The organism is Streptomyces sp. NPDC045701 (genome assembly GCF_056432045.1).
This window is the reverse complement of sequence record NZ_JBWKJV010000044.1, coordinates 1-24,111: the sequence shown is the minus strand read 5'-3', so window position 1 is coordinate 24,111 and position 24,111 is coordinate 1. Positions and strand designations below refer to the sequence as shown.

Genomic DNA, 24,111 nt, shown 5'->3' with positions numbered 1-24,111 from the left:
TCATGACGGATCACACGGACGTGCTGGGCCGCAGGGAACTGAACCGGGCGCTGCTGGCCCGCCAACTGCTGCTGGAGCGCTCACGGATGGGCGCCTCGGCGGCGGTGGAGCACCTGGTCGGGATGCAGGCGCAGGCCCCCGACCCGCCGTACGTCGGGCTGTGGACCCGGCTGGCCGGCTTCCGCATCGAGGACCTCTCGCGGCTGGTGGCGGACCGGGAGGCGGTGCGGCTGGTCCTGATGCGCGGCACCCTGCACCTGGTCACCGCGCGGGACTGCCTGCGGCTGCGTCCGGTGCTGCGCGGCCCGCTGGAGCGCCAGCTGTCCGGCGCCTTCGGCAAGCTGCTCACCGGCCTGGACCTGGCGGAGGTCGCCGCGCTCGGCCGCGAGCTGGTCGAGAAGGAGCCGCTCACGCTGGGCGTGCTGGGCGCCCGGCTCGCCGAACGCTTCCCCGGGCGGGACCCGTCCGCGCTGGCCAACGCCGTACGCAACCTCGAACCCCTCGTACAGGTCCCGCCCCGCGGACTGTGGGGCGAGAGCGGGCAGGCCGTGCACACCACCGCCGAGGCGTGGCTGGGACGGTCCCTCGACGAGGACGACACGCCGGACGGCACCGTGCTGCGGTACCTGGCGGCGTTCGGGCCGGCGTCCGTGAAGGACGTGCAGACCTGGTCCGGCCTGACCCGGCTGACCGAGGTGGTACGGCGGCTGGCGCCACGCCTGCGCACCTTCCGCGACGAGAACGGTGTGACGCTGTACGACCTGCCCGACGCCCCGCGCCCGGACGCCGGCACCCCGGCACCGGTGCGGTACCTGCCCGACTTCGACAACATCCTGCTCTCGCACGCCGACCGGTCGCGGATCCTGACGGAGGAGCAGCGCCGGCGGGTCTTCACCCGCAACGGCCTGATCCGGCCGACTTTCCTGGTCGACGGTTTCGTCCACGGCATGTGGCGGATCGAGCGCGGGCGCGGCTCGGCGACCCTGGTGCTGGAACCGTTCTCCCCGCTGACCGGCGAGGCCCGTGCCGAACTGATCGAGGAGGGGATGCGGTTGCTCGGCTTCGCCGCGGCCGGCTGCTCCGCGCCCGAGGTGCGTTTCACCGACGGGGAGTGACCGGATCCGGCCCGCTCCCCGTCCGCTCGACCGGCGCCCCAGCCGGAGCCGGTGTACTGGCCCGTGGCTGGATCCGTCCGCCCGTCATACACCGGCCGAGAGAGGAAATCGCCATGCCGGACAAGCCTTTTGCCGAACGGACCGTCGTCGTCACCGGAGGGGGCACCGGCATCGGCCGGGCCACCGCGCTGGCCTTCGCGGGCCTCGGTGCCGGCGCCGTGCTCATCACCGGCCGCCGCAAGGAGCGGCTCGCCGAGGTGGCGGCGCTCCACCCGGCGATCGTGCCGGTCACCGCCGACGTCACCACCGAGGTGGGCGCCGAAGCCGTCCATGAGGCGGTGCGGGAGCACGGCGGCGTACTGGACGTCCTCGTGCACAACGCCGGTGTCTTCCGTTTCACCCCGCTGGCGGCGCTCGACGCGGGCACGGCCCGGGAGGTGCTGGAGACCAACGTCCTCGGCCCGGTCCTGCTGACCACCCACCTGCTGCCGCTGCTGCGCGGCCCGGGCGGGCACATCGTCCTCATCTCCAGCCGGGGCGGCCACAACCCGGGCCCCGAGAGCTCGCTCTACTCCGCCAGCAAGGCCGCCGTGCACAGCTTCACCCGGAGCTGGGCGGCGGAGCTCGCCCCGAAGGGCATCCGTGTCAACGCCGTCGCCCCGGGCTTCGTCCGCACCGAGGCGTACGCCGCCAACGGCCTGTCGGACGAGCAGGTCGAGGGGCTGTTCGCGGGGGTGACGCACTCCATCCCGCTCGGCCGGGTCGCCGAGGCGGAGGACATCGCGGTCTGGGTCACCCGTCTCGCCGAGCCGTCCGACTCGCTGGTCACCGGGCAGATCATCACCGTCGACGGCGGTATGGACATCGCCGGCCGTTAGTACCACGCTCTCTCGCCCGATCCCTCATGAAACGGAAAGGACTCACCGTGACAACCAGTGCCATGGAGCCGGACGCCCTCACCGAGGCGGAGACCAAGACGTTCCCCTACGCGCGGCAGTGCCCCTTCACGCCGCCGAAGGAGTACGCCGAGATGATCGAGAAGGACGTCTCCCAGGTCACCCTGGACGGGTCCGGCCTGCGCATCTGGACGGTGACCGGCTACCAGACCATACGGGAGCTGCTGACCGACCCGCGGGTCAGCGCCTCCCGCAAGCACGACAACTTCCCGTTCTACTTCGTCGCGCCGCCGGAGTACCGCACCGAGACCTCGTTCATCGGGTACGACGGCAAGGACCACAGCAACACCCGGCGCAAGGCCGCGCTCACCTTCACCAACCGCCAGGTGCAGCGCCTGCGGCCGCGTGTCGAGGAGATCGTCGACGACCACCTGGACAAGCTGCTGGCGATGGAGCCCCCGGTGGACTTCCACCGGGTCTTCTCGCTGGCGGTGCCGATGACGGTGATCTGCGAGCTGCTGGGCATCCCGCAGGACCAGCACGACTTCTTCATCAAGCACGGTACGGCGCTGCTCGGCGGCCACAGCTCCACCGAGGAGCGGCAGGCGGCGATCGTCGAGGTCAACGCGTACATCAGCGACCTGATCCAGCAGAAGAAGGCCGAGCCGGGCGAGGACCTGCTCAGCCGGGCGATGGCCGACTACGAGGCGTCCGGCGAGGAGTACACCGACCGCGACCTGTTCAACATGGTGCGGCTGCTGATGAACGGCGGCCACGAGACCACGGCCAGTCAGATATCGCTGGGCACCGCCTGCCTGCTGGAGAACCCCGACCAGCTCGAACTGCTGATGAACGACCCGTCGCTGGTGCGCCCGGCGGTCGAGGAACTGGTCCGCTTCGCGACCATCGGCGACACCGCGGTGCCGCGGGTGGCCCTGGAGGACATCGAGATCGGCGGGCAGGTCATCCGCAAGGGCGACGGCATCCTGTGCCTCGGGCTGGCCGCCAACCGCGACCCCGAGGTGTTCCCGGAGCCGGAGAAGCTGGACATCACCCGCGGCAGCCGCAAGCACCTGGGGTTCGGGCACGGGGTGCACCACTGCATCGGCGCCGACCTGGCGCGGCTGGAGCTGGAGATCGTGTGGAGCAAGCTTTTCCAGCGCATCCCGACCCTCCAGCTCGCCAAGCCTTTCCTGGAGATCCCCCGCAAGGAGGGCGCCGTGATCTACGGTCTGTGGGAGCTGCCCGTCCGCTGGTGACCGCCCCGGCGGCACGACGGGAGGGCCCGGTACCGATCGGTACCGGGCCCTCCCGTCGTGCGCGGGGCGGATCAGGCGGCGTCCGCCGGGATGTCGGGGCGCGGGCTGCCGCCGGGGCAGGACACCCGGGCCGGCGGGAGGACGCCCTCCACCAGGTAGCGGTGCACCACCTCGTCGACGCGCGGGTTGCCGCCGAGGACGTACACCTCGTGCTCGCCGGAGTCCTCGATGGTGAGCAGGTGGTGGCCGAGCCGCTCCGCCATGGCGACGCCGCCCGCGTAGTGGTCCATCGGGTCGCCGTCGGCCTGGACGACCAGCCCGGCCGGGTAGCCGTCGCGGGTCAGTTCCACCGGGGCCTCGGGGGCCTCGAAGGCGCGGAAGGCGCCCACCCACGGCTGGGCGCGGAGCACTCCGTACCCGTAGGGGAACCGCTTCCGGAAGTCGCGCATGTCCTGGTAGTAGACCTCCAGGTCGGTGGGCCAGGCGTGCTCCAGGGTGATGGCCTCCAGTACGCCGCACCGGAGGTCCCCCTCGCTGTCGCCGGGCCGCCAGGTGCCCTGCTGCGACAGCAGGCCCCGGCACGCGTCGCCCGCGCCGTCGCCGCCCGCCCCGGCCGTCTCCCGCAGCCGGCCCACGAGGATGCCCAGCTCCGTCCACTGGCCGCGGTCGGCGGCGCGGTTGCCCACGGCGCCGTCGAACAGGGTGCGCAGCTGCACCCCGTGCGTGAGCCCTTCGAGGAGGGCGACCACGTCCTCGACGGTGGCGAGGACCTGGGCGGCGGAGGTGCCCAGCCCGAAGTGGCCGTGGCGCTCACCGGTCCAGGCGGCCCACCGGTCGACGTTGCGCTGGACCGCGTCGCCCTGCCACAGGAACTGCTCGCGCCAGGTCCAGTCCGGGTTGACGCACGAGTCGAGGACGCTGCGGTCCAGATGTTCGGGGAACATGCTGCCGTACACCGCGCCGACGTAGGCGCCGTACGCGTACCCGACGAAGTTCAGCTTGTCCTCGCCGAGGACGGCGCGGACGACGTCCATGTCGCGGGCGGTGTTACGGGTGCTGATGTGCGGGCGCAGCTCGCCGCCCGCCCGTGCGCACGCCTCCTCGCGCAGCCGCATGTCCTCGGCGAGGGTGGCGAACGCCGAGTCGGGCGGCCGGGAGTCGAACGGCGCCCGCGGCACGGTCACTTCGGCGTGCAGGGGGGTGGAGGCGCCGGTGCCGCGCGGGTCGAAGCCGATCAGGTCGTACACCTCGTGCAGCGGGGTGCCGGCGTACTTGTCGGGCAACGCGCGGCCGTGTCCCCAGTCGCCGCCGGGGCCTCCGTTGACCGCCAGCAGGATGCCGCGCCGCCGCTCGGGAGCGGTGGCGCGGCGGCGGCTGAGGGCGAGCGTGAGCCGCTCGCCCCCGGGATCGGCGTAGTCGCGGGGCACCTCGATCGTGGCGTGCTCGAGCGTGTCGTCGTGCGGCGCGGGCGACCACTGCGGTCGCTGTGTGCGGAACTCGTTGACCACCGCAAACCTCCGTTCTCGTCAGGAGGCCAGCCTCTCGGTGTCGCCTCGAGACGCTCTGGACCGCTCCCTGACCGGTACGGCGAGGGCGGCCAGCGCCCCCGCGGCGGCGAACAGGGCCGCGCCGGTCAGCGCCGTCCCGTACCCGGAGGCGAGGGCGTCGGGGGACGCCGTCCCGCCGGCGCCTGTGCCGTCGATGCGGGCGGTGGACAGCGCGGCGAGGGTGACCAGGCCCACGGCGCTGCCCAGTTGGCGGGTGGTGTTGAGCAGGCCGGACGCCAGCCCGGCCTGGTGCGCGGGCAGGCCGGCGGTGGCCGCGTTGGTCGTCGCGTTGAGGACGGCGCCCATGCCGAATCCGAGGAGCAGCACCGGGCCGAGCACGTCGGCGGTGTACGAGGAGCCCGCGTCCGTCCCGGACAGCCACAGCAGGCCGGCGCTGGACAGGGTGAGCCCGCCGATCAGCACCGGGCGGGGGCCGCTGCGGGGCACCACGGAGGCGATGCCCCAGCCGCCGAGGGCGATGCCCAGGGACAGCGGCAGGTAGCCGAGGCCGGTCCGGAGCGGGCTGTAGCCGAGGACCTGCTGGAGCAGCAGGGTGAAGAAGTAGAAGGTGCTGAAGAGGGCCGCGATGCCGAAGAAGGCCACGAGGTTCGCGGCGGCGACCGCGCGGTTGCGGAAGATCCCGAGCGGGACCAGCGGGTGCTTCGCGAACCGGGCCTGGATGACCAGGAACAGGGCGAGCAGGGCCGCTCCGCCCAGTAGCGGCCCGAGGACGCGTACCGAGCCCCAGCCGTGCACGTGTGCCTCGGACACGCCGTGGACGGCGGCCATCAGGCCGAGCGTCACGGTCACGGCTCCGGGTACGTCGAGGGTGCGCCGCTCCTGCCGGGCCGGGGACTCGGGCACCACCCAGCACACGGCGGTGAACAGCGCGATGCCGATGGGCAGGTTGATCAGCAGGATCCACCGCCAGGAGAAGAACTCGGTGATGACGCCGCCGAGCAGCACCCCGGCCGCGCCGGCGGCCCCGGAGACCGCGCTCCACCAGCCGAACGCCTTGGCGCGCGCGTCGGGGCGGGTGAACGTGGTCCCGAGGACGGTGAGGGTGGCCGGTGCCATGACCGCCGCCCCCAGCCCCTGGAAGGCGCGGGCGAGGACGAGGGTGGTGGGGTCGTCCGCCGCTCCCCCGACGGTGCTGGCGAGGGTGAAGAGGGCGACCCCGCACAGGAAGATCCGGCGTTGCCCGAACAGGTCGGCGAGGCGGCCCCCGAGCAGCAGGAACCCGCAGACGACCACGGTGTAGGCGTTGTTGACCAGTTGCAGGTTGTGCCGGTCGAAGCGCAGGTCCTCGGCGATGACCGGCAGGGCCACGTTCACCACCGAGGCGTCCAGCACGTTCATGAACTGGCCCAGGCAGCAGGCGACCAGCACGAGCCGGAGCCGGGTGCCGGTCGTGGCGCGGGAGGCGGACGGGGTGGGTGGGGCGGCCGTGTTCGGCGTCCGGGCAGCAGTCATGGCGGCACGCTGCGCGCGGCCGATCGAACCCCGATAGCGGTCGGGTCGAGCCGTCCGGCGCTTCGAGGACCGCTCCACCGTGCCCCCAGGGAGCGTCGTCACAGTCCTGGCCGTATCTCCGCCAGCCGGTCGACACTCCAGAGGAGAGCGCATGGCCAAGATCACGTACAAGCATCCGAACGGCACCGTCACCATCGTCGATGTCGAGGCGCCCAACACGGTCATGCGTGGTGCGAAGCTGAACAACATCGAGGGCATCGAGGCCCAGTGCGGCGGGTCCGCCCAGTGCGGCACCTGCCACGTCTACGTCGACGAGGCGAACTCGCTGCCGCTGCCGGAGATGGACTCCGTCGAGGACGACGTCCTGTACGGGACGGCCTGCGAGCGTACCGAGCACAGCCGGCTGAGCTGCCAGCTGCCGGTGACGGAGGCGCTCGACGGGCTCGTCGTGCACCTGCCGGAGGCGCAGAGCTGATGGGCCCGCGAGGAGTCGTCGTCATCGGCGCGGGCCAGGGCGGGCTCGACACCGCCGCGGCACTGCGCGCCCGCGGGTACCCTGGCCCGATCACACTGGTCGGTGAGGAACCCGTGCTGCCGTACCAGCGGCCGCCCCTGTCGAAGGGGTTCCTCACCGGGGACACGGCCGGCGCGGACCTCGCACTGCGCCCGCGTGCCTTCTTCGCCGCCCAGAACATCGAACTGGTGTCGGGGACCCGGGCGGCGAAGATCGACCGGGAGCGGCGGACGGTCCTCCTGGAGACGGGTGCGACCCTGCCGTACGACAGCCTCGTCCTCGCCACCGGCGCCCGCCCCCGCACGCTGCCGGTGCCGGGCGCGGGCTCGCTGTCCGGGGTGCTGACGCTGCGCGGCCTGGCCGACGCCCAGGGCCTGCGCAAGCGGCTGACCGGCCCGCCGCGCCGCCTCGTGGTGATCGGGGCGGGGTTCATCGGGCTCGAACTGGCCGCCACCGCCCGCAGGCTGGGCCACGACGTGACGGTCGTGGAGGCGCAGTCCCGCGCGCTGGCCCGGGCGCTCACCCCGGCGATGTCGTCACGCCTGGTCGCCGAGCACACCGGCGCGGGCGTCCGGGTGCTGCTGAGCCGCGAGGTGACCGCCCTGTGGGGGGACCCGGCCGGCCGGGTGGAGGTCGTGGAGCTCGACGGCGCCGAACGCATCCCCGCCGACCTGGTGGTCGTCGGGATCGGCGTGCTGCCGAACACCGAACTGGCCGCCGTCGCCGAGCTCCAGGTCGGTGACGGCGTGATCGTCGACGCCCACCTGCGCACGGACGACCCCGACGTCTACGCCCTGGGCGACTGCGCCCGCTTCCCCAGCCCGCACGCGGGCCGCCACATCCGGCTGGAGTCGGTCCAGAACGCCTCCGACCAGGCCAAGGTCGTCGCCGCGGGGATCTGCGGCGACCGCGTGCCGTACACGGCCGTCCCCTGGTTCTGGTCGGAGCAGTACGGCCTGCGGCTCCAGATCGCCGGGCTCACCGCCGGCCAGGACGAGACCGTCGTCGCGGGCGACCCGGACGGCGGCCGCTTCTCCGTCTTCTGCTTCCGCCGGGACCGGCTGATCGGCGTCGAGTCGGTGAACCGGCCGGCCGACCACGGCATCGCCCGGCGGCTGCTCGCCTCGGGCGCGGAGCTGACCGCCGACGAGGTCCGGCAACCGGGCTTCGACCTCAAGACCCACGTCCGCAGACCACAGGAAAGGCTCTCCCATGCGTAACACGACCCTCGTTCCGTCCGCCCGTGCCGGCCGGCGCTCCCTGCGTACCACCGGTGTCTGGCTCGCCATGACGGTGGCCCTCGTCGGCGCCGGGACCGCCACGGCGACCGCCGCGCCCGAGGACGAGAAGCAGCAGCCGGTCCTCGCGGGCACCTGGGAGACGACCGTGACCATAGGCACCGGTCCCGGCGCGGCGAGAACCGTCTCGCGGTTCACGTTCGCCGCGGACCACACGCTCACCACGGACGGCGCGCGCGACGAGAACGGCAACCCCGAGTACCCGGGCAGCGGTTACTGGACCGCCCGGCCGGACGGCTCGTTCTCCTTCTACATCACCCACGACGGCCCGGAGGAGCCCGCCGAGGGTGTCTACCCGGGCACGGTCCACGCCGTCCACATGGGCCGGCTCAAGGGCGACAAGTTCACCACGACGGCGGTCGCGTTCACCAAGAACGAGAAGACCGGCGCCCTGCTGGGTCCGGTGACCGTGAGCAGCTCCGGCGACCGGGTGGCCGCCGCCCGCTGAGGCCTCTCCCCCGCCGCGCGCCCGCGTCCCGCTCCCCCACGAGCGGGGCGCGGGCGCGGCTCGTCCGGGGCTCGAGGCGCCGCGGATACCGTCCAGACGACCGTGACGACGTGTACCCCGTACGCGACCGAGAGAGGCAGGACATGACCTCGTTCGATGCTGGAACCCCCTGCTGGGTGGACCTGACCGTGGCCGACCTGGAGGCCGGCAAGCGCTTCTACGGCGAGCTGTTCGGCTGGACGTTCGAGGCCGGTGCCGAGGCGTTCGGGCACTACACGCCGGCGCTCAAGGACGGCAGGAACGTGGCGGCGCTCGCGCCCGCGCAGGGCGGCGCGTCCACCGCCTGGAACCTGTACTTCTCCACGCCCGACGTGGCGGACCTGGCGCGCCGCGTCGCGGAGGCCGGCGGCAAGGTGACCGGCGGCCCCTTCCCCGTCGCCGACGCGGGCAGCGTGCTCCAGGCCGTCGACCCCGGCGGCGCCGCCTTCGGCGCGTGGCAGCCCGGGACGCGCGCGGGCTTCGAGCTCCAGGGCGCTCCCGGCTCGTTCTTCTGGCCGGAGATCTACACCCGCGCCAAGGCCGACGTCGACCCCTTCTACGAGACGGTGTTCGGCTTCAAGGGACAGCAGATCTCGGAGGGCACGGAGTTCGACTTCAAGCTGTGGTTCGCGCCCGGCGCGCAGCAGCCGACCGCCGGCCGCCTCCAGATGGGCGCGTTCATCCCGGAGGAGGTCCCGGCACACGCCCTCGTCTACTTCTCCGTCGAGGACACCGACGCGGCCGTGGCCAAGGTGCGCGAGCTGGGCGGCAGTGTGAGCCGTGAGCCGTCCGACAGCCCCTTCGGACGCTCGGCGCTGGTCTCCGACGACCAGGGCGCGCGGTTCGCCGTCATGGGCCCGGTGAAGGACGCGGGCTGACCCCGCGCGGCGGGACCGAAAAGCCGGTCCCGGCCACCCCTCGGTGGCCGGGACCGGCTTTCGCGTCCTTGCCCGCGGGTCCGGGCGGTCGTGCGCGGGTCCGTCCCGGGTCGTGAGCGCCGTACGCGCGCGTCGGTACGTGTCCGGAAGCCCGCGCGTACGTACGCCTCCGGGGCGCCGCGACGTGCTCGCGGCGCCCCGGAGGGGAAGTCCCGACGTCACGCGCCCCAGGTGACCGGGAGGCTGGTGAGCGTGTGGTTGATCTCGCCGTTGTGCCACGGCAGTTCGCTCTCCGGCACGGCGAGCCGCAGGTCGGGGAAGCGCCGTACCAGGCCGTCGAGGGCGATCTCCATCTCCATCCGCCCCAGGTGTTTGCCGAGGCAGTAGTGGACGCCGTGCCCGAAGGAGATGTGCGGGTTGTGCTCGCGGGCCAGGTCGAGCCGGTCGGCGTCCGGGAAGACGGTCTCGTCCCGGTTGGCGGAGGCGAGCGCGAGCAGGACCGCGTCGCCCTTCTCTATGGTGACCCCGCCGACCTCGATGTCCTCCGCCGCGATGCGCGGGAAGCCGGAGGTGTCGGTGGCGAACAGGTTGACGTGGCGCAGCAGTTCCTCGACCGCGGTGGGGATGCGGCCCCGGTCCTCGGCCAGCCACCGCCACTGCTCCTGGCCGTCCGCCAGCAGGGCCAGCACCGAGTTGGCGAGCTGGTTCGCCGTGGTGTCGAAGCCGGCGCCGATGAGGGTGAAGCCGAAGGTGACCAGTTCGGGTTCGCTGAGCCGGTCGTCGTTGTCGCGGGCGGCGATCAGCTCGGACAGCATGTCGTCGGTGGGGTTCGCCCGCTTCTCGGCGATCAGCCCCACGATGTACTCGCTCAGCTTCGCCAGGCCGTTCAGGGACTCCTCGCCGCCCGCCCGGTCGTCCACCGTGGCGAAGGCGCGGGCCCACTTCTCGAACTTGCGCAGGTCCTCCGACGGCACCCCGAGCAGTTCGCCGATGACGGTCAGCGGCAGGGGCAGGGCCAGCTGCTGCACCAGGTCGACGGTGCCGCCCTTGGCCTGCATGTCGTCGAGCAGTTCGTCGGTGACCTTCTGCACGTTGGCCCGCATCCGCTCGACGCGGCGCAGCGTGAAGGCACCGGCGACCAGCTTGCGCAGGCGGGAGTGCTCGGGCGAGTCCAGCGAAATGATCATCTCGGGCGTCGTGTGCATCGTCCCGCCGATGCGCGGCGCTCCGGGCCCGCAGGCGAGGGCGCGGCTGAGCCGCGGGTCCGCGGACAGGCGGCGCACGTCCTCGTACCGGGTGATCAGCCAGGCGTCCACACCGCCCGCCGTCGGCACCTTCACCACGGGCTGCTCCGCCCGCAGCTCCGCGTACCGCGGGGCGGGACCACGGTAGGTCGAGCCGGTGAGGGGGAAGACGTCCGTCTCCTGAGGGGCAGTCATGGTGACACCTCCGCTTGGGCCGCTACAGTCACGCAGCACCCTAGGAAGGGACGATGGAGGCCGGGTCGGCCCTTCCTCGAGCCGTTGCCCCCGCGCGGGGGCCGCCCGGGAACGCGCGGAAGGAGGGGGCGCCCCGGACCACGCTGTCCCGGGCGCCCCCTCCTCCGTCGTACCGCCGCTCAGTCCTCCGGGCCGAGCAGCACCGCCGAGTAGTTCTTCCGCGCGGCGGTGTCGTACTGCAGCGCGACATGGCTGGTCGCCGAGGTGACGTCCCGCCAGAAGCGCTGCAGCGCCTGGCCCTCGCCCAGCCCGCCGGTCCCCGCGGCGCCGACCAGCAGGCCGACGGCCTCCTGGAGGAGCTCGGCCGCGAAGGTGGCGTTGCGCTCGTTGCGCGCCATGTGCTCGGGGGTGAAGAGCCGCCCGTCGAGCACGCCGGCGTTCTCCAGGACGAGGTGCCGGGCCGCGTCGATCCGCCCGGAGGCGCGGACCAGCTTCAGCTCACCCGTCTGGCTGCGCTTGCGGCCGGTGAGGGTGCCCGCGGCGGCCGCGAGCGCGCCGGTGGCCGCTCCGACCACGGGGGCGATGAAGGTCAGCCCGCCGACCGCCTGGAAGGGGACGTTGTGGGCGGGCAGGACCGAGGTGGCGTTGCGGCCGCTCAGCATGTCCGCGCGGTCGAACGAGAGGTGGTCGGGTACCCGGACGTCGTCCACCACGACGGTGTGGCTGCCCGTGGCGCGCATGCCGACGCTGTCCCACGTCTCGCGCACGGTGTACGTGCCGCGGGGCAGCGCGAAGAACCGCAGCTGCGGCGGGCCCTCCCCGGCGCCGGGGACGACGGCGCAGACCAGCGCCCAGTCGGCGAAGTCGATGCCGCTGACGTACGCCCACTGGCCGCTGAGGTGCCAGCCGTCGTCCGCCCGCCGGGCGCGGCCGACCGGCATCAGGGCGGTGGCGACGACCGTGTCCGGGCTGTCGCCCCACAGCGCGTGGTGCCCCTCCTCGGGCAGGTGGGCGGCGAAGCGCGCGGAGTACGCGGACAGCGAGGCGCACCACGCGGTGGCGGCGCAGCCCTCGCCGGCCGTCATGACGGCGGACGTCAGCTCGGCGAACGAGCCCTCGGTCCCGCCGAACCGCGAGGCGACGAAGTGCCGCGCGAAGCCGGCCTCGCGTAGCGCGTCGACCACCTCGCGGCGCATGGCGCGGTCGGCGTCGGCGTCGGCGGCGTACTCGGCGGCGAGGATCCGTACCTTCTCCGCGGCCTGGGCGAGACCGGTGCCGGACGTACCGGCGCCCGGAGCCGGAGCGGTGCCGGCGTCACCGGCGGCCGGAGTCGCGACCGCCCCGGACGTACCGGCAGCCGGAGCCGGGCCCGTCCCGGACGTACCGGCGGCCGGGGCGGCGGCACGGGCGGGACGCGTCCCGTTCACTGTGCCGCTCACGACCGGGGACCGTTCGCGACGGCCTTGGCGAAGAGCTCCAGGGTCTCGCCGGGGCTCGGCCCGTCCAGCGCCCGGAAGATCCGCTCGGCGCCCTCGCCGTGCTTGTCCAGCTTGACGTGCGCCAGCGTCACGCGCGTGTGGCCCGCGTCCACGGCCTCGAAGTCGACCTCGATCTCGCTGGCCTTCTCGTCGTCCGTGATGGACTGCCAGTTGGGGTCGATCCGCCACGTCATGGCGAGCCGGCGGCCCGGCTCCCATTCGAGGACGCGGCCCCACGCGATCTCGTTGCCGTCGACGTCCCACTCGTAGTAGCGGCCGCCGACGCCCGGCTCGAAGGCGAGACCGGCCCGCTCCTTCTTGACCAGGATGTGGGAGGGGGGCCACCAGTCCTTGGGCCGCTCGGTGAAGACGGCGAAGCAGTGCTCTGGCGTGGCCGCCACGGTCACCGACTTCCGTACATCGGGAAGGGTCTGCTGCTGTTCGGGCACGGGGCCTCCTCGCTCGATCTCGCCGGGTGTCACCTGCTGCCGCCCGGTGTCCCGGGCATGTGGCGGGCCGGTCACGGTCACCGGTCGCCGCACGGAACACCCCCCACGCTCGCGCCGCCCGCTAGGCCCGATGTCGAGTACCGCTCGAAGGCGGCGCTCCGGCCCTCCTCCACCCGTCGTCGAGAGCCGCCCGAGGCTGCCCGGTCACGGTCGTCCCCACCCAGAGCAGCACCACACGACCTAGGGGAACGGGAGAGCACCATGACACAGGCGGGACGACGGGTGGCGTTCGTCACCGGCGCGACCAGCGGGATCGGCCTCGCCGTCACCGAGCTGCTGGCCCGGCAGGGCATGGCGGTGTTCGGGGTGGCCCGCGGTGAGGAGAGCGTACGCACCATGGTCAAGCGGCTGCGGGAGGAGGGTCTGGAGGTCGACGGCGCGGTGTGCGACGTCACTTCCCTCGACCAGATCCGCACCGCCGTCCGGTCCGCGGTGGAGGTGTACGGGCGCATCGACGTCCTCGTCAACAACGCCGGCCGGGGCGGCGGCGGGGTCACGGCCGAGCTGGCCGACTCCGTGTGGGACGACGTCATCGAGACGAACCTCAACGGCACCTTCCGTGTCACCCGCGAGGTGCTCAGCACCGGCCGGATGCGGGACGGCGACTGGGGCCGGATCATCAACATCGCCTCCACCGGGGGGAAGCAGGGCGTGGAGCTCGCCGCGCCGTACTCGGCCTCCAAGCACGGTGTGGTCGGCTTCACCAAGGCGGTGGGCAAGGAGCTCGCCAAGAGCGGCATCACCGTCAACGCCGTCTGCCCGGGCTACGTCGAGACGCCAATGGCGCAGCGCGTCCGTCAGGGCTACGCGGGCCACTACGGCGTGACCGAGGACGCGATCCAGGAGAAGTTCAACGCGAAGATCCCGCTCGGCCGCTACTCCACGCCCGAGGAGGTCGCGGGGCTGGTCGGCTACCTCGCCTCCGACCTCGCCGCCTCGATCACCGCCCAGGCGCTGAACGTCTGCGGCGGACTCGGCAACTACTGACCCGCCCGCCCCTCCCCACCCATGCCGCGCCGACAGAGACGGAGCCCCGAACATGACAGTTGCAGGCGCAATGCTCGCCGAGCCCGATCTGGCCGTATTCCGGTCCGTGATGGGCCGGTTTCCCACCGGTGTCACGCTGCTCACCCAGGGCAGCGCCGACGACACGGCCGTGATCACCCTCAATAGCCTCACCTCGGTGTCCCTCGACCCGCTGCTGATCCTCGTGTCGGTCAAGGCCGACGGCCGGATGCGCCCCCGGGTGGTGCGGTCGGGGAGCTTCGCGGTGAACGTGCTCACCGAGGCGCAGCGCGACCTCGCCCAGGAGTTCTGCCGCCCCGACCGGTCGGAGGGTCAGGCCGCGATGCTGCGGCTGGCCGCCGTCGAGGGGGTCACCGGCAATGCCGTGATCCCGTCCGCCGAGGCGTACTTCGAGTGCGTGCTGGACGCCCAGTACGAGGCCGGTGACCACACGCTGCTGCTCGGCCGCGTAGTGGCCCTGGCTGGCGGGCCGGGCGAGCCGGATCCGCTGGTGTTCCACCGGGGCCGCTTCACCCGGCTGCCGGAGGCGCCCCGGGCGGAGGCCGCGTGAGCACCGGGACCGGGGCCCCGACGGGCGGTGCGGGTTCGCTGCGCGAGGTGGCGGACGGGGTGTACGCGTTCGTCCAGCCGGACGGCGGATGGTGCCTGAACAACGCCGGACTCGTCGTCGGTGAGGGCCGGACCGTCCTGGTCGACACCGCCGCGACCGAGACGCGTGCCCGGCGGCTGCGCGCGGAGGTCGAGCGCGTGGCACCGGGCGGGGTGGACCTCGTCGTCAACACCCACTTCCACGGCGACCACACCTTCGGCAACGGGCAGTTCACGCCGCGCGCCGTGGTCGTCGCCCACGAGGGGACCCGCGCCGACTCGGCGGAGGCGGGGCTTGGCCTGCGGCAGCTGTGGCCCGGCGTCGAGTGGGGCGAGACGCCCCTGGTGCTGCCCACACTGACGTTCCGCGGCTCGCTGACCCTGTACGCGGGCGGCCTGCGCACCGAGCTGCTGCACGTCGGGCCGGCGCACACGGCCAACGACGTGGTGGCGTGGGTGCCCGAGCGGTCGGTGCTGTTCACCGGGGACGTCGTCTGGTCGGGGGTCACGCCGTTCGTGCTCTTCGGCTCGATCAGCGGATCGCTGCGGGCCCTGGACCGGTTGCGCGCCCTGGGCGCCCGTACGGTCGTGCCGGGTCACGGGCCGGTCGGCGGGCCGGAGCTGCTGGACGAGACGGAGGACTACCTGCGCTGGCTCCAGCGGCTCGCGGAGGAGGGGGTGCGGGACGGGCTGACGCCGCTCCGGGCCGCGCACCGGGCCGACCTCGGACGGTTCAAGGAACTGGTCGACTCCGAGCGGCTGGTGGGGAACCTGCACCGGGCGTACGCCGAGCTGGACGGCCTGCCGCCGGCCGCGCGGATCGACGTGCTCACCTCGTTCCAGGAGATGGTCGCCTTCCACGGAGCGCTGCCCACGTGCCACGCCTGACACACCCGAGAGGAGACGGACATGGTCACGAGCCTGTTGGAACGCCGGGAGAGGACACCGTACGAGCCGGTCCCCGATGACGCCTTCCTGGTACCGCTGCTGCTGCTGGCGGGCGAGGCGGACGACGACGTGGAGCCGCACATCTGCCGGGGGATCGACTGACCGCCCGGTTCCATGGGAATGGGGCCCCTCCCCGGGGGCCCCATTCCCATGCGCGGGTTCAGGCGGCGGGCGGTGCGGCCGGTGTGTCGCGGTGGATGACGCGCGAGCGGGTCAGGAGCCGGCCGTCGCGCCGGACGAGCTCGTCCTCGACGGTGAAGGTCGGCTGGAAGTTCACCTTGCCCTCGCGGTCGGTCTGGGTGACGAGGGTGTAGTACGAGACGCGCAGCAGGTCGGCGTCCGCCGTGTCCGGCTCGATGATCAGGTGCCCGAACCAGTGCCGCACGGCGATGTCCTGGTAGCGGGGCAGGCTCGCCCGCATGCCCGCGATCATCTCGGCCCGGCCGCGCTGCCGGTGGCCGCCCGCGTGCACCACCTCGCCGTCCTCGGTGAAGGTGTCGGCGAAGCCCTCGATGTCGAGCGCGTCGACCCGCCGCATCTGCTGGGCGTAGAAGGTCTGCACCTCGGCGTAGAGGTCCCCGGTGACCTGGGTGGGCAGGGTCCCGACCGGCTGAGACATGGATACTCCCTTCGAGACGGCCGGCCCGGTGGCCGCGCCGATCGCTTCCAGCCTGCCGTTTCGCCCTGCAGCGGCGCTGGAGACCGGCTCGGAACCGTCCGCCCGGCGTCCCGCCGCCGGGGCCGCCGCGGGTGGGTCGGCACCCGTCCGCCCTTCGCCGGGGCCCGTGGGGTGCGAAGGATGGACGGGTTGCCGCGCGGGGCACCCCGGCGACGTCCTTCCGCCGCGCCCCGGCCACCAGGTCATCCGAGGATTCACTCCCCCGGACCCCAGCGACACCCTGGGTCGGTGCTCGCGGGCCAGGACCTGGCCGTACGGACCAGCTCCGCCTCGCGGGCGCACCTCGACGCGGCCCACGCCGGGCCGGGCCGTGCGCGGCCGGGGCGCCCTCACGCCACTGGCCCGCGCGTTCGCCGACACCGCACGCCGGACCTGTGAACGCCCCGGGATGTGCCGGGGCCGCCGCGCGCCGCCCCGGCACGGCTCGGACGCCCGACCCTGTTCAGCGGGCCCGCTGCTCGTACCCCACCAGCCGGACGCACACGGCCAGTCCTTCGATCGCCTGCTCCAGCTCCGCGAGCGCCGGGTAGCTGGGCGCGATCCGGATGATCGCGTCGCGCGGGTCGTCGCCGTACGGGTGCGTGGCGCCCGCCGGGGTGAGCACGATGCCCGCGTCGGCGGCCCGGCGTACGACCTCCTTGGCGCAGCCGTCGGGCACCTGGAGGGTGACGAAGTAGCCGCCCTCGGGTGAGGTCCAGGTGGCGAGACCGGTGCCGCCGAGCTCGGCGTCGAGGATCCGCGCCACCGCGTCGAACTTCGGCCGCAGCAGGGCGCGCTGGCGCTCCATGTGGGCCCGCACCCCGTCGGCGTCCCGCAGGAACAGGGCGTGCCGCAGCTGGTTGACCTTGTCGGGGCCGATGGACCGCTTGGCGCTGTTGGCGAGCAGCCACCGTACGTTGGCGGGCGACGAGCCGAAGAAGGCGACGCCCGCCCCAGCGGCGGTGATCTTCGAGGTGGATCCGAACACGAAGGCGCGGTCCGGGTTCCCGGCCTCCTCGCAGGCGGCGAGCAGATCGGCGATCTCGACGGGCTCGTCGGTGAGGTGATGCACGGCGTAGGCGTTGTCCCAGAAGATCCGGAAGTCGGACGCGGCGGTGCTCATCGCGGCGAGCCGCGCCACGGTCGCGTCGCTGTAGCAGACACCGTCCGGGTTGCTGTACTTCGGTACGCACCAGATGCCCTTGACCGCCGGGTCCTCGGCGACCAGCCGCTCGACGGCGTCCATGTCGGGGCCGTCCGGGGTCATCGGTACCGGGATCATGTCGATCCCGAACCGCTCGCAGAGCGCGAAGTGCCGGTCGTACCCCGGCACCGGGCACAGGAAGGCGATCCGCTCCTGCTCCACCCAGCGCGACCCGGCGCCCGGCAGCACGCTCAGCAGGGCGTGCACCAGGCAGTCGTGCATCAGCTCCAGGCTGGAGTTGCCGGCCGCGAGCAGCTGCGCGGCCGGAACCTGGAGGAGCCCGGCGAAGATCTCCCGCAGCTCGGGCAGCCCCTGCAGCCCGCCGTAGTTGCGTACGTCCGTGCCGTCCGCGGCGGTGTACCGGTCGCCGGGCAGGCCCAGCAGCGCCTCGGAGAGGTCGAGCTGCTCCGGCGCGGGCTTGCCCCGGGTGAGGTCGAGCGAGAGGCCGCGCCCCGCGAGTTCCCGGTAGTCGCGGCGGGCGCGCTCGAGGAGCCCGGTCAGTGCGTCGGGGCTCAGCTCGGTGGTCATGGTGTTTCCTCTCGCAGGTACCGCGTCGGTGTCGCGCCTGCCGAGGATACAAAGGCCCTCGGCACCGGCAGGGCCGCACGGGACGAGATCACCCGGGCGGGCATCCGGCCCGGGTGCGCACCCGCTCAGCGGTACGGGCGGTCGCGCGAGCCGGGCCCGCTCCGGTGCGCCACCGGTGGCCGCGGGGTCTTCCGTCGAGCGTCCCCGGTCGCCGTACGCCCTATGGGGGGGGCACAGGGACATGGGGCCCGGAAACGGTCAGGGGCCGCCTCAGATCGCTCTGAAACGGCCCCTGACCAACGACTCTCACGAGTCGGGACGACAGGATTTGAACCTGCGACCCCTTGACCCCCAGTCAAGTGCGCTACCAAGCTGCGCCACGTCCCGGTGCCCGTCTGACCTGGGGTTTCCCCCTGGCCTGGCGTGCACGAGAACAATACCGCACTCCTGCCGGTGATCACGAACCGCTTTGCCGCTTGACCTCGAGCGCGGTTGACGTCGCACGCTCGGTGGCATGACGAACACGGCTGAGAATTCCGTAGGGGGCCGCGCCGGCGGCGACCTGCGGGACGGCCTGCGGGGCGACCCGCGGGACGACCTGCGGGAGCTGCACAGGCTGATGGCCCTGATGACCGGCGACGAGAAGCACGGGCCGGCCGCCACGTCCACGCTGGACGCGCTGTGGGTGCTGTACGACCGGGTGCTGCGGGTGTCGCCGGCGACCGCCGACGCGCCGGGGCGGGACCGGTTCCTGCTGTCGAAGGGACACGGCCCGATGGCGTACTACGCCGTGCTGGCCGCCAAGGGGTTCCTCCCCGAGGACCTGCTGCCGGGCTTCGGGTCGTACGACTCGCCGCTGGGCCACCACCCGGACCGGCTGCTGGTGCCGGGCGCCGAGATCGGCAGCGGGTCACTGGGGCACGGGCTGCCGCTCGCGGTGGGCAGCGTGCTCGGCCTGCGGGCCCGGGGGCTGACCGACCCGCGGGTGTGGGTGCTGGTCGGGGACGCCGAGCTGGACGAGGGCAGCAACCACGAGGCGATCGCGTACGCGGGGCCGGCCGGACTGGAGCAGCTGCACACGCTGGTGATCGACAACGCGTCGGCGAGCTTCGCCAGGCCCGGCGGGATCGTCGCCCGGTTCGAGGCGGCCGGCTGGTCCGCACAGGCCGTCGACGGGCGGGACCACGAGGCGCTGTACGCCGCGTTCACCCGCCCCCACCCGGGGCGCCCACGGGCCGTGGTGGCCCGGGTCGAGCCCAAGAACGCGTAGGGGGAGAGCACCATGGACACGATGCGTGACCGTTTCATCGCCACGACGACCCGGCTGCTTGACGAGGACCCGCGTCTGGCGCTCGTGCTCGCCGAGATCAGCCGCGACGGCTTCCGGCCGGCGGAGGAGAAGCACCCGGATCGCGTGATCAACGTCGGGATCAGGGAGCAGCTGCTGATCGGGGTGGGCGGTGGACTGGCGCTCGCGGGGATGCGGCCGGTGATGCACACTTTCGCGAGCTTTCTGGTGGAGCGCCCGTTCGAGCAGGTGAAGCTGGACCTCGGCCACCAGGGCGTCGGCGGGGTGCTGGTGAGCGCGGGGGCGTCCTACGACTGGCCGGCCGGCGGGTTCACCCACATGTCGCCGGGCGACGTGGCCCTGCTCGACACGCTGGACGGCTGGACGGTGCACGTGCCCGGGCACCCGGACGAGGCGGAGGCCCTGCTGCGGCACGCCGTCGCGGGGGACCACAAGGTGTACGTACGGCTGTCGCTGCAGGCCAACGGGGAGGCGCGGGCCGTCACGGGCGACCGGTTCCTCACCGTCCGGGAGGGCCGGGCGGGCGTGGTGGTGGCGGTGGGCCCGATGCTCGGCAACGTGCTGGCGGCGACGGAGGGGCTCGACGTCACGGTGCTGTACGCCACGACGGTGCGCCCCTTCGACGGCGCGACCGTGCGGCGCGCGGTCGCCGGTGCGGGCAGGGCCGACGTGGTGGTCGTCGAGCCGTACCTCGCCGGCACCTCCACGGCCGCCGCGGCCGACGCCCTGGTGGACGTCCCGCACCGGGTTCTCGGCCTGGGCGTGGCCCGTCGGGAGCTGCGCCGCTATGGCCGCGTGGACGAGCATCTGGCCGCGCAGGGCCTCGACCCGCGCGGCCTGCGCGCCCGCCTCACCGCGTTCCTGGGCCACTAGCGAGTGCCGGGGAGGTATCGGCGTCCGCCCAGAGGGCCGGGGGTCGCGGCGTCCGGTGCGTGCGATCGCACGGAGGAGGGAGCCACGGCGACCGACGGCGACGCCGCGGGCGTGCCTGCGGGGCGTCGTGGCCCGGGCGGGACTTCGCGGACACCCGCCCATCAGCCGCGTCAACAACGCTCGTGATCAATACACCTAGGTCGTGTCCGGCCGGTCCTGCCCGGCGCCGACGTGCGGGTGGGCGGCGAGGAGGCGGCGCGGGGCGGCCTGGCGCCAGGCGTCGGCAAGGACGGCGCGCAGCTCGTTCTCGTCCTCCAGCGCCGCCAGCCGCACCCGCAGCCAGGCGTGACCGTCGTCATGCCCCTCCCGCAGGAAGAACTTCCCCGGCTCCGCCCTGATCAGCTCTTCCCGGTCCTCCCTTGGACACTTGACGCCCATCGACCGGTCGTCGTCGTCCAGTGACGCGAAGATCTTCCCGCCGGGGCCGCCCGCGCGAAAGGTGGGCACGCCCCAGGCGAGCTTCTCCACCGCTTCCGGCAGGGAGAGCGCGACCCTGCGCACGTCGTCGGCCGTGACCATATGACGACCGTACGCCCCTCCCCCGACGACCGCTCCCCACCACCACCGCCGGCCGCGCCGGCCGCCCGAGCGGCCGGTGGCCGGCCGGCGAACCGGCCGACCGTCCGGCCGTCCGACCGTCCGACCGGCGGAATTGCGACGTCACCAGCCGGTCACGCCGGCCGGCTGCTTGACGGTGACGTTGATCCGGTTGAAGAAGTTGGTCGTGGCGACCCAGAGGATGATCGACGCGAGCTGCCGCTCGTCGAAGTGGTCGGCGGCCTCGTCCCAGACGGCGTCCGGCACCGGGTCCGACGCGTCGGCGAGCCGGGTGGCCGCCTCGGCGAGCGCCAGCGCGGCGCGCTCGGCGTCGCTGAAGTAGGGCGCCTCGCGCCAGGCGGCCACCGCGTGCAGCTGCTCGTCGCTCACGCCGTTCTTCCTGGCCTCCCGCGCGCCGAGGTCGACGCAGAAGCCGCAGCCGTTGATCTGGCTGGCCCTCAGGTGCACGAGCTCCAGGACGGTCTCCGGCACACCTCCCTTCTTCGCCGCCTTGACCAGGCCCTGGATGGCGGGCATGACCTCGGGAATGACGCTCGCCGGGTTGGTCATCCGAGCCTTCATGGGTGTTCTCCCTCGTTCCGTCGTGTGGTCCTTCACCGCTTCGACGGAACGCGGGTACGGGAACGTGACATGTGCCAGGGCACGAACGGTGATTGTGACGCGCTTCACCTCACGGCTTCACCTCGCCGGCGAGGCGGGTTCGCCGGGCCGGAAGAAGGCCGCCAGGTCGGCGGCGAGCTCCTCGGGTGCCTCCTCGGCCATGTGGTGCCCGGAGTCGATGCCGTGACCGCGGACGTCGTCGGCCCAGGCGCGCCAGATCTCCACCGGATCGCCGTACAGCTCCTCGAGGTCGTCCCGCAGTGACCAGAGGATCAGCGCGGGCCGGAGCACCCGCCTCCCGGCGGCCCTGTCGGCCTCCTCGTGGCGCGCGTCGACGGTGAGTCCGGCACGGTAGTCCTCCAGCATGGCGCGGACGACCTCGGGGTTCCGGGTGGCCGCGCGCCACTCGTCGTGGTTCTCCCTGCCCATGACTTGGGGGTCGCCCCGGTACCAGCTGTCGGGGTCCGCGGTGATGACTCGTTCGGGGATGTCCGGCTGGGCGAAGAAGAACCAGTGCCACCAGCGGGTCGCGAACCGCGCGTCGGCACGGGTCAGGTGCTCGGTGAGCGGGAGGCCGTCCAGGAACGCCACGCGCCTCACAACTTCCGGATGGTCGAGCGTGAGGCGGAGGGCGACCGGGGCTCCGCGGTCGTGCCCGGCGACGTCGAACCGGGTGTGGCCCAGGGAGCGCATCACCCGCACCAGGTCCAGGGCGACCGCGCGTTTGGAGTGGGCGGCGTGGTCGGCGGTGGGCGCGGGACCGCGGGAGCGGCCGTAGCCGCGCAGGTCGGGGCAGACGACGGTGAAGCCGCGGTCGGCCAGGAGCGGGGCGACCCGGTGCCAGGTGGCGGACGTGCGGGGGTGGCCGTGGAGGAGGAGGACCGGGGGGCCGTCGCCACCGTGGCGGACGAAGATCGATGCTTCCCCGGTCTCGACAAACGCTTCTTCGAAGTGTTCGAACATCACTTCAGCATCGCTCAGCGCGGCACCGCCGGAAAGACACCGCACGGCCGGCCGGCGTGCCGCCCGGCGGGGGCGCGGCGCTCGCGGTGCGGCCGCGCTCCCCGCCGTGCGCCGTGGCCCCTCGGCGCGCGCGGCCCGCACCGGTCGGCACACCGACGCGCCGCTCCGCCCGGCGCCAGCGGCGCGACATCGGCGGCCGCCGTCGCGAACAGCGCCACAAGGGGGCGCAGTGCCCGCTCGCATACGGATGCGTTTCGGTCGACATGCATGCTGAACCGATCCGACAGATGTGTACCAGTGAGGCGCCTGTGCATCCATGAGGTGACGGCCGGGACGCCGGAGCCCTATGCGCACGAAACCGTTGCCTTTGGCATGTGGCAGAAAGAAGCGCTGGGGGAATGCCCTTCGGATAGGACCGGACAGCGACCGCCAGGGCGTACGGAGTTCCCCGCGCGCGCCAACCTGCTGTATTCAGGCCATAGTTCATGACCGCATTGCACCGCTCCTGAGTGATCAACACCATGAGGTGGTCGGCCCGTTCGGGACGGGACCACTGCCGATGCACCATCTGCTCGAACAATCGCGCGAGCAGGCATTTCGCAGAGGAGAGCTCGCATGGACGGGTACTTCGCCAGTCGACTGCATCACCAACTACGCGGGGTCGTCCGACACTTCGCGGAGAGCGAGGTCCGGCCGCTGATACCGGCCATGGAAGCGGGGCGCTCGGTCCACCACGAGCTGTCCCGGCTCATCGCCCGGCAGGGCTGGCTGGGTGCGACCATCGGCCGGGACCACGGCGGGATGGGCGCCGGCCATCTGGCCAAGACGATCATCATCGAGGAGCTGTCCCGGGTCAGCGCCGCCATGGGTGCCATGGTGCAGGCCTCCCAGCTCGGCGCCGCCAAGATCGTCCACTTCGGCAGCGACGAGCAGAAGAAGACGTGGCTGCCGGCCATCGCGGCGGGCGAGTGCCTGCCGACCATCGCCGTCACCGAGCCCGAGTCGGGCGGTCACGTCCTGGGCATGAGCGCCACCGCCGTACGGGACGGCGACGACTACCTGCTGAATGGCCGGAAGGTGTACGTCGGGAACAGCCACATCGGCGACCTGCACGGCGTCGTGGTACGGACGGGCCCCGGTTCCAGGGGACTGACGGCCTTCCTCGTGGAGGCCGACCGGCCGGGCGTCCGGGTGGGTGACCAGAAGCCCACCTTGGGGCTGCACGGTTTCGGCTTCGGTGAGCTCGTCTTCGACAACTGCCGTGTCCCGGCGGCCAACCGGCTCGGCGACGAGGGCGACGGGCTGGCGGTCGCGTACTCCTCCAGCGTGCTCTACGGACGGCCCAACCTCACCGCCGTGTCGCTCGGCCTGCACCGGGCGATCCTGGAGGAGACCACGCGCTTCTGCGCGGACCGGCACCGGTACGGCAACCCCCTGCACGAACTGCCGTCGGTGAAGCTCAAGCTGGGCCGGATCCACTCCCGGCTGATGACCGCCCGGCTCGCCGCCTACCACGCCGTGCACCTGCTCGACGAGGGAATGCCCTGCGACGCCGAGCTGATGAACGCAAAGCTCGTCAACGTCGAGTCGGCGCTGGACTCGGCGCGCGACGCGATGGAGATTCACGCCGCGGCCGGGCTCTTCACGGACCGTCCCGTCGAACGCTACCTGCGCGACGCGCACCACATCTTCGCCCCGGCCGGCACCTCCGACATCCAGCTGCTGCGGCTCGCCGAGGTCGCGCTGGGCACGGCGAAGGGGCAGTGGTCCGAGCGGCTCGCCGACGTCGTGCGGAGAGAACCGGCCCTCTAGTGTCCTGCGCCGGGAATTCGATTAAGATATGAGGCCAGGCGTTCGAGGATCTCGTCGGCGCTCTTCGTCCATGTGAAGGGGCGGGGGTTCT

24 protein-coding genes and 1 tRNA gene are annotated in these 24,111 nt (G+C 73.0%); 14 read left to right on the top strand and 11 right to left on the bottom strand.

The genetic code is table 11. The annotated features are described in order from the left end of the window. Window positions 1-2 precede the first annotated feature (2 nt). From AC07DW_RS28705 to AC07DW_RS28695, 3 genes are all read left to right on the top strand, one after another. Window positions 3-1,115 (top strand): winged helix DNA-binding domain-containing protein, encoded by a 1,113-nt coding sequence (locus AC07DW_RS28705; protein ID WP_478860581.1) that lies wholly within the window; start codon window positions 3-5, stop codon window positions 1,113-1,115. A 113-nt stretch (window positions 1,116-1,228) separates the two neighbouring features. After that, on the top strand, window positions 1,229-1,993 hold the full coding sequence (locus tag AC07DW_RS28700) for an SDR family NAD(P)-dependent oxidoreductase (protein WP_478860580.1): 765 nt from the start codon (window positions 1,229-1,231) through the stop codon (window positions 1,991-1,993). 47 nt (window positions 1,994-2,040) lie between these two features. Then, entirely contained in the window at window positions 2,041-3,270 is a 1,230-nt protein-coding gene (locus AC07DW_RS28695) for a cytochrome P450 (protein WP_478860579.1), read from the top strand. A 71-nt stretch (window positions 3,271-3,341) separates the two neighbouring features. On the opposite strand, the gene AC07DW_RS28690 is transcribed toward AC07DW_RS28695, so the two are convergent. Both AC07DW_RS28690 and AC07DW_RS28685 read right to left on the bottom strand, forming a co-directional pair. Further along, window positions 3,342-4,778: an alpha/beta fold hydrolase gene (locus tag AC07DW_RS28690; RefSeq protein ID WP_478860578.1), complete on the bottom strand. Its 1,437-nt coding sequence runs from the start codon at window positions 4,776-4,778 to the stop codon at window positions 3,342-3,344. Window positions 4,779-4,796: 18 nt separating this feature from the next. Further along, a complete protein-coding gene (locus AC07DW_RS28685; protein WP_478860577.1) occupies window positions 4,797-6,290 on the bottom strand; it encodes an MFS transporter in 1,494 nt (497 codons plus the stop codon). A 151-nt stretch (window positions 6,291-6,441) separates the two neighbouring features. On the opposite strand from AC07DW_RS28685, the gene AC07DW_RS28680 reads away from it, so the two are divergent. The 4 genes from AC07DW_RS28680 (at window position 6,442) to AC07DW_RS28665 (ending at window position 9,467) form a co-directional block, all read left to right on the top strand. Further along, window positions 6,442-6,765 carry a 2Fe-2S iron-sulfur cluster-binding protein gene (locus AC07DW_RS28680; protein ID WP_478860576.1) on the top strand — a complete coding sequence of 108 codons (324 nt, stop codon included), beginning with the start codon at window positions 6,442-6,444 and terminating at the stop codon, window positions 6,763-6,765. Continuing rightward, window positions 6,765-8,024 (top strand): NAD(P)/FAD-dependent oxidoreductase, encoded by a 1,260-nt coding sequence (locus AC07DW_RS28675; RefSeq protein WP_478860575.1) that lies wholly within the window; start codon window positions 6,765-6,767, stop codon window positions 8,022-8,024. The genes AC07DW_RS28680 and AC07DW_RS28675 overlap by 1 nt, the downstream gene beginning before the upstream one ends. Beyond that, complete coding sequence (locus AC07DW_RS28670) at window positions 8,017-8,550, top strand: hypothetical protein (RefSeq protein WP_478860574.1); 534 nt, start codon at window positions 8,017-8,019, stop codon at window positions 8,548-8,550. The genes AC07DW_RS28675 and AC07DW_RS28670 overlap by 8 nt, the downstream gene beginning before the upstream one ends. A 143-nt stretch (window positions 8,551-8,693) precedes the next feature. Next, window positions 8,694-9,467, top strand: a complete 774-nt coding sequence (locus tag AC07DW_RS28665; protein WP_478860573.1) for a VOC family protein — start codon at window positions 8,694-8,696, stop codon at window positions 9,465-9,467. Between the two features lie 218 nt (window positions 9,468-9,685). On the opposite strand, the gene AC07DW_RS28660 is transcribed toward AC07DW_RS28665, so the two are convergent. The 3 genes from AC07DW_RS28660 to AC07DW_RS28650 all read right to left on the bottom strand — a co-directional run bounded on the left by AC07DW_RS28660 (window position 9,686) and on the right by AC07DW_RS28650 (window position 12,833). Next, window positions 9,686-10,906: a cytochrome P450 gene (locus tag AC07DW_RS28660; RefSeq protein ID WP_478860572.1), complete on the bottom strand. Its 1,221-nt coding sequence runs from the start codon at window positions 10,904-10,906 to the stop codon at window positions 9,686-9,688. A 179-nt stretch (window positions 10,907-11,085) separates the two neighbouring features. Further along, window positions 11,086-12,345 carry an acyl-CoA dehydrogenase family protein gene (locus tag AC07DW_RS28655; RefSeq protein ID WP_478860571.1) on the bottom strand — a complete coding sequence of 420 codons (1,260 nt, stop codon included), beginning with the start codon at window positions 12,343-12,345 and terminating at the stop codon, window positions 11,086-11,088. Continuing rightward, complete coding sequence (locus AC07DW_RS28650) at window positions 12,342-12,833, bottom strand: SRPBCC family protein (protein WP_478860570.1); 492 nt, start codon at window positions 12,831-12,833, stop codon at window positions 12,342-12,344. The genes AC07DW_RS28655 and AC07DW_RS28650 overlap by 4 nt, the downstream gene beginning before the upstream one ends. Before the next feature lie 261 nt (window positions 12,834-13,094). Between AC07DW_RS28650 and AC07DW_RS28645 the strand changes: the two genes are divergently transcribed. Genes AC07DW_RS28645 through AC07DW_RS28630 form a run of 4 tightly spaced genes read left to right on the top strand, consistent with a single transcriptional unit; the run spans window position 13,095 to window position 15,557 of the window. Next, window positions 13,095-13,880: an SDR family NAD(P)-dependent oxidoreductase gene (locus tag AC07DW_RS28645; RefSeq protein ID WP_478860569.1), complete on the top strand. Its 786-nt coding sequence runs from the start codon at window positions 13,095-13,097 to the stop codon at window positions 13,878-13,880. A gap of 52 nt (window positions 13,881-13,932) precedes the next feature. Continuing rightward, window positions 13,933-14,469: a flavin reductase family protein gene (locus tag AC07DW_RS28640; protein ID WP_478860568.1), complete on the top strand. Its 537-nt coding sequence runs from the start codon at window positions 13,933-13,935 to the stop codon at window positions 14,467-14,469. Next, window positions 14,466-15,395, top strand: coding sequence for an MBL fold metallo-hydrolase (locus tag AC07DW_RS28635; RefSeq protein WP_478860567.1), 930 nt, complete (start codon window positions 14,466-14,468; stop codon window positions 15,393-15,395). Before AC07DW_RS28640 ends, AC07DW_RS28635 begins: the two co-directional genes overlap by 4 nt. A 21-nt stretch (window positions 15,396-15,416) precedes the next feature. After that, a complete protein-coding gene (locus tag AC07DW_RS28630; RefSeq protein WP_189554060.1) occupies window positions 15,417-15,557 on the top strand; it encodes a hypothetical protein in 141 nt (46 codons plus the stop codon). Between the two features lie 58 nt (window positions 15,558-15,615). Here the strand turns inward: AC07DW_RS28630 and AC07DW_RS28625 are convergent, their stop codons facing one another. The 3 genes from AC07DW_RS28625 to AC07DW_RS28615 all read right to left on the bottom strand — a co-directional run bounded on the left by AC07DW_RS28625 (window position 15,616) and on the right by AC07DW_RS28615 (window position 18,232). Then, on the bottom strand, window positions 15,616-16,074 hold the full coding sequence (locus AC07DW_RS28625) for a nuclear transport factor 2 family protein (protein ID WP_478860566.1): 459 nt from the start codon (window positions 16,072-16,074) through the stop codon (window positions 15,616-15,618). Between the two features lie 502 nt (window positions 16,075-16,576). Continuing rightward, the gene (locus AC07DW_RS28620; RefSeq protein ID WP_478860565.1) at window positions 16,577-17,845 is read right to left on the bottom strand and encodes an aspartate aminotransferase type Ic; all 1,269 of its coding nucleotides are present in this window, start codon (window positions 17,843-17,845) and stop codon (window positions 16,577-16,579) included. 313 nt (window positions 17,846-18,158) lie between these two features. Then, a tRNA-Pro gene (locus AC07DW_RS28615) sits at window positions 18,159-18,232 on the bottom strand. Window positions 18,233-18,464: 232 nt separating this feature from the next. Between AC07DW_RS28615 and AC07DW_RS28610 the strand changes: the two genes are divergently transcribed. Together AC07DW_RS28610 and AC07DW_RS28605 are read left to right on the top strand one after the other, a co-directional pair. After that, window positions 18,465-19,115 (top strand): transketolase, encoded by a 651-nt coding sequence (locus AC07DW_RS28610; RefSeq protein WP_478860587.1) that lies wholly within the window; start codon window positions 18,465-18,467, stop codon window positions 19,113-19,115. 12 nt (window positions 19,116-19,127) lie between these two features. Then, window positions 19,128-20,027: a transketolase family protein gene (locus AC07DW_RS28605; RefSeq protein ID WP_478860564.1), complete on the top strand. Its 900-nt coding sequence runs from the start codon at window positions 19,128-19,130 to the stop codon at window positions 20,025-20,027. Between the two features lie 195 nt (window positions 20,028-20,222). On the opposite strand, the gene AC07DW_RS28600 is transcribed toward AC07DW_RS28605, so the two are convergent. From AC07DW_RS28600 to AC07DW_RS28590, 3 genes are all read right to left on the bottom strand, one after another. After that, complete coding sequence (locus tag AC07DW_RS28600) at window positions 20,223-20,606, bottom strand: MmcQ/YjbR family DNA-binding protein (RefSeq protein ID WP_478860563.1); 384 nt, start codon at window positions 20,604-20,606, stop codon at window positions 20,223-20,225. A 141-nt stretch (window positions 20,607-20,747) separates the two neighbouring features. After that, the gene (locus tag AC07DW_RS28595; RefSeq protein WP_478860562.1) at window positions 20,748-21,206 is read right to left on the bottom strand and encodes a carboxymuconolactone decarboxylase family protein; all 459 of its coding nucleotides are present in this window, start codon (window positions 21,204-21,206) and stop codon (window positions 20,748-20,750) included. A 117-nt stretch (window positions 21,207-21,323) separates the two neighbouring features. Further along, the gene (locus tag AC07DW_RS28590; RefSeq protein WP_478860561.1) at window positions 21,324-22,208 is read right to left on the bottom strand and encodes an alpha/beta fold hydrolase; all 885 of its coding nucleotides are present in this window, start codon (window positions 22,206-22,208) and stop codon (window positions 21,324-21,326) included. Window positions 22,209-22,823: 615 nt separating this feature from the next. On the opposite strand from AC07DW_RS28590, the gene AC07DW_RS28585 reads away from it, so the two are divergent. Continuing rightward, window positions 22,824-24,020 carry an acyl-CoA dehydrogenase family protein gene (locus AC07DW_RS28585; protein WP_478860560.1) on the top strand — a complete coding sequence of 399 codons (1,197 nt, stop codon included), beginning with the start codon at window positions 22,824-22,826 and terminating at the stop codon, window positions 24,018-24,020. Window positions 24,021-24,111: the final 91 nt, after the last annotated feature.

What these genes read in the sequence shown, in the direction of transcription:
- AC07DW_RS28625 (WP_478860566.1), bottom strand. Translation starts at nt 16,074, where the DNA reads ATGTCTCAGCCGGTCGGGACCCTGCCCACCCAGGTCACCGGGGACCTC.
- AC07DW_RS28605 (WP_478860564.1), top strand. Translation starts at nt 19,128, where the DNA reads ATGGACACGATGCGTGACCGTTTCATCGCCACGACGACCCGGCTGCTT.
- AC07DW_RS28595 (WP_478860562.1), bottom strand. Translation starts at nt 21,206, where the DNA reads ATGAAGGCTCGGATGACCAACCCGGCGAGCGTCATTCCCGAGGTCATG.
- AC07DW_RS28675 (WP_478860575.1), top strand. Translation starts at nt 6,765, where the DNA reads ATGGGCCCGCGAGGAGTCGTCGTCATCGGCGCGGGCCAGGGCGGGCTC.
- AC07DW_RS28660 (WP_478860572.1), bottom strand. Translation starts at nt 10,906, where the DNA reads ATGACTGCCCCTCAGGAGACGGACGTCTTCCCCCTCACCGGCTCGACC.
- AC07DW_RS28600 (WP_478860563.1), bottom strand. Translation starts at nt 20,606, where the DNA reads ATGGTCACGGCCGACGACGTGCGCAGGGTCGCGCTCTCCCTGCCGGAA.
- AC07DW_RS28645 (WP_478860569.1), top strand. Translation starts at nt 13,095, where the DNA reads ATGACACAGGCGGGACGACGGGTGGCGTTCGTCACCGGCGCGACCAGC.
- AC07DW_RS28685 (WP_478860577.1), bottom strand. Translation starts at nt 6,290, where the DNA reads ATGACTGCTGCCCGGACGCCGAACACGGCCGCCCCACCCACCCCGTCC.
- AC07DW_RS28610 (WP_478860587.1), top strand. Translation starts at nt 18,465, where the DNA reads ATGGCCCTGATGACCGGCGACGAGAAGCACGGGCCGGCCGCCACGTCC.
- AC07DW_RS28590 (WP_478860561.1), bottom strand. Translation starts at nt 22,208, where the DNA reads ATGTTCGAACACTTCGAAGAAGCGTTTGTCGAGACCGGGGAAGCATCG.
- AC07DW_RS28705 (WP_478860581.1), top strand. Translation starts at nt 3, where the DNA reads ATGACGGATCACACGGACGTGCTGGGCCGCAGGGAACTGAACCGGGCG.
- AC07DW_RS28700 (WP_478860580.1), top strand. Translation starts at nt 1,229, where the DNA reads ATGCCGGACAAGCCTTTTGCCGAACGGACCGTCGTCGTCACCGGAGGG.
- AC07DW_RS28620 (WP_478860565.1), bottom strand. Translation starts at nt 17,845, where the DNA reads ATGACCACCGAGCTGAGCCCCGACGCACTGACCGGGCTCCTCGAGCGC.
- AC07DW_RS28640 (WP_478860568.1), top strand. Translation starts at nt 13,933, where the DNA reads ATGACAGTTGCAGGCGCAATGCTCGCCGAGCCCGATCTGGCCGTATTC.
- AC07DW_RS28680 (WP_478860576.1), top strand. Translation starts at nt 6,442, where the DNA reads ATGGCCAAGATCACGTACAAGCATCCGAACGGCACCGTCACCATCGTC.
- AC07DW_RS28585 (WP_478860560.1), top strand. Translation starts at nt 22,824, where the DNA reads ATGGACGGGTACTTCGCCAGTCGACTGCATCACCAACTACGCGGGGTC.
- AC07DW_RS28630 (WP_189554060.1), top strand. Translation starts at nt 15,417, where the DNA reads ATGGTCACGAGCCTGTTGGAACGCCGGGAGAGGACACCGTACGAGCCG.
- AC07DW_RS28670 (WP_478860574.1), top strand. Translation starts at nt 8,017, where the DNA reads ATGCGTAACACGACCCTCGTTCCGTCCGCCCGTGCCGGCCGGCGCTCC.
- AC07DW_RS28665 (WP_478860573.1), top strand. Translation starts at nt 8,694, where the DNA reads ATGACCTCGTTCGATGCTGGAACCCCCTGCTGGGTGGACCTGACCGTG.